The following is a 2,559-nucleotide window of genomic DNA, read 5'->3' on the forward strand; positions in this document are numbered from 1 at the left end:
CAGGAATGGTTACGTGCCGTGGTCCGCGCCTGCATCGAAAAAACGAATTACCCCATTCCTGAAGAACTGTGTGCGTCAAGCCACTCTGGGTGAACTGTTACCGCTTTATGGTCGGCCATATCAACCAAACCGTGGCGCAGGCAGAACTCGACTCAAGCCGGGGGGCCCTGCTGCTGCTCGATCTTGATGATTTCAAGAATATTAATGATTCTCTGGGCTATGCCATCGGCGACAAGCTGCTCATACAAGTGGCGGAGCGCCTGACGCAGTTTACCAAGCACCTTGATGGCGTCAGCCTGGCCCGCATTGGCAGTGACGAATTTGTACTGCTCTGCCCTGATTTGGGACACGGCTATACCAGCGCAAAAACCCGGGCCGAGCAGCTGGCACACAGCTTGAACGAGCAATTTGTGATCCCGTTCGAACTGGATACGCTGCGCCTGCACCTGAGCGCCAGCATCGGCATCAGCTTGTTTCCCGTGGCCCAGCTTGGCCAGGAGGAATATCTGCGCCAGGCCGATACCGCCAACCATATTGCCAAGCAGGTCGCCCCGGGTAGCCATGTCTTTTTCAGCCAGGAAATGGCCGATGAAATACAGGATCGCTTGCGTATTTCCAACGATCTGCAACAGGCATTGGCCAATAATGAGCTGGACCTGTATTTTCAGCCGCAGCAACAGGTCGCCGATAATAAACCCGTGGGAATGGAAGCCCTGTTGCGTTGGATTCCACCAGGTAAAAAAACCATTCCGCCCAGCGTATTCATTCCCGTGGCAGAAGAAACCTCGCTGATTTGCGACATTGGCAACTGGGTGCTGCAACAGGCCTGTGCCTGTTTTCAACGCTGGCAACACAGCTCGCTGCCACTGGGCAATTTGTCGGTCAACATCAGCGCCCGTCACTTTCACAGCCCCGATTTTATTGCTCGCTTAACCGTGCTGATGCAGCAATATCCGGGCTGCCGCCATAATTTAACCCTGGAAGTGACCGAAGGCGTGTTTCTCGAAAACCTGACCGAAAGCCGCAGCCGCATGGCCCATATCAAGGCGTTGGGCGTCAACCTGTCCATTGATGACTTTGGTACCGGCTATTCGTCATTCGCCTACCTGCGTGAGCTACCGGTAGATGAGTTAAAGCTGGACCGCTCTTTTATTCAATACATTGATCAGCGCCCTCAAGACAAGGCCATTATCGCCTGCCTGCTGGATCTGGCCCGCACCCTGGGTATGAGCGTAGTCGCCGAAGGGGTAGAAACCGAGCAGCAACTCGCTACCCTGGCCGAGCTGAACTGCCCTGCTTATCAAGGCTACCTGCGCGCTCACCCCATGTCAGAAGCAGACTTGATTGCATGGTTAGAGAAGCACTGACAGCAAAGCTATGCACATGCCGCTTCACCCGTTCTCAGCGTGCATAGCCAGGTGCTAGAATACAAAAATCTCAATATTCATAGGATCAGTAATGAAATTTATACTTTTGGCAGTCGTCATTGCAGTGTTGGTATTTTACTTCGTCAGAAATTCAAACCACAAGAAAGCCGCCGTTGACAATATCGAAGCCGGAAACGCGTTTTTGGCCGCCAACAAAGCCCATGACGAGGTGCAGGAAACCGCCTCCGGCTTGCAATATCAAATACTGGAAAAAGGCGAAGGCACCACTCACCCCACTGCCAAGTCTACGGTCACCGTGCATTATCACGGCACGCTGTTAGACGGCACCGTATTCGACAGCTCGGTAGATCGCGGCGAACCCATCAGCTTCCCGCTGAATCGCGTCATAAGAGGCTGGACCGAAGGCGTACAATTAATGGTCGTCGGTGACAAATTCAAGTTCTTCATCCCCTCCAGACTCGCCTACGGCAACAGCCCCGCCGGAGCCATAAAACCCGGATCCTTGCTGATATTTGAAGTAGAACTGCTAGGAATCGAGTAAATTAAGTGGCGGCCTTTTTACAGTGCGAGTATCGCAATCGTAAAAGGGCGTATTACACCTCGATCTAGCTAGGTCGAGGTGCATAAAAGTGAGGGAAGTAAAAACGCTCTTAGAATATTTTATTTTACATTCGTAAACTTATAATTAAAAATAACAGAATAAGAAATAAGATAATAACTAATATCAACCATAAAAGATTGTGTATAGTACTTAACTTATCTTCAACACTTCTCAATGAGATATTTTTTTCATACAAGCTAGATGAAGGACTATCAGAGGAGTGTTCAGCAGCAACATTAGCGATCATACTGCCTCCTGCGCCAAAAAATGTGGCGCCGGCAATGGTAACTAAAGCTGTAAAAGACAATTTCATTTTTTCAGGAACATCGAAAATTTTATTATCATTGACGTCTAAGCCAGCAGCAGTAGTCAGTACTATGACAAAAAGTGCACCTATCACTATCATTAATAGGCCTTTATCTAATTGCGACTTTCTATAATGTACTGACCACAGAAATAACACCATATAAGCAATCACGTATAACGTATGTGGAATTCACTTCCTACTCCCTTTAGCAACATTGAAACTTCAGTCAGTAGCTGATCTTTTCTCCAGGAAATAAAGCTGCG

General features: G+C 49.0%; 3 protein-coding genes. 2 read left to right on the top strand and 1 reads right to left on the bottom strand.

Annotated elements, in window-relative coordinates; genetic code table 11:
- Window positions 1-89: 89 nt before the first annotated feature.
- Together IEW52_RS15480 and bamJ are read left to right on the top strand one after the other, a co-directional pair.
- Window positions 90-1,367, top strand: a complete 1,278-nt coding sequence (locus tag IEW52_RS15480; protein ID WP_229668002.1) for a putative bifunctional diguanylate cyclase/phosphodiesterase — start codon at window positions 90-92, stop codon at window positions 1,365-1,367.
- Between the two features lie 91 nt (window positions 1,368-1,458).
- Window positions 1,459-1,929 carry a BamJ family beta-barrel-assembly machinery protein gene (gene bamJ, locus IEW52_RS15485; RefSeq protein ID WP_188630983.1) on the top strand — a complete coding sequence of 157 codons (471 nt, stop codon included), beginning with the start codon at window positions 1,459-1,461 and terminating at the stop codon, window positions 1,927-1,929.
- A 124-nt stretch (window positions 1,930-2,053) separates the two neighbouring features.
- Here bamJ and IEW52_RS15490 read toward each other — a convergent pair whose 3' ends face one another.
- The gene (locus IEW52_RS15490; RefSeq protein ID WP_188630984.1) at window positions 2,054-2,395 is read right to left on the bottom strand and encodes a hypothetical protein; all 342 of its coding nucleotides are present in this window, start codon (window positions 2,393-2,395) and stop codon (window positions 2,054-2,056) included.
- Between the last annotated feature and the right edge of the window lie 164 nt (window positions 2,396-2,559).

The sequence above is a fragment of the Oceanisphaera marina genome (assembly GCF_014643915.1).
Taxonomy (GTDB): Bacteria; Pseudomonadota; Gammaproteobacteria; order Enterobacterales; family Aeromonadaceae; genus Oceanimonas; species Oceanimonas marina.

Bases quoted from the DNA above. Each gene is read 5' to 3' on its own strand.
- IEW52_RS15490 (WP_188630984.1), bottom strand. From the start codon at position 2,395: ATGATAGTGATAGGTGCACTTTTTGTCATAGTACTGACTACTGCTGCT.
- bamJ (WP_188630983.1), top strand. From the start codon at position 1,459: ATGAAATTTATACTTTTGGCAGTCGTCATTGCAGTGTTGGTATTTTAC.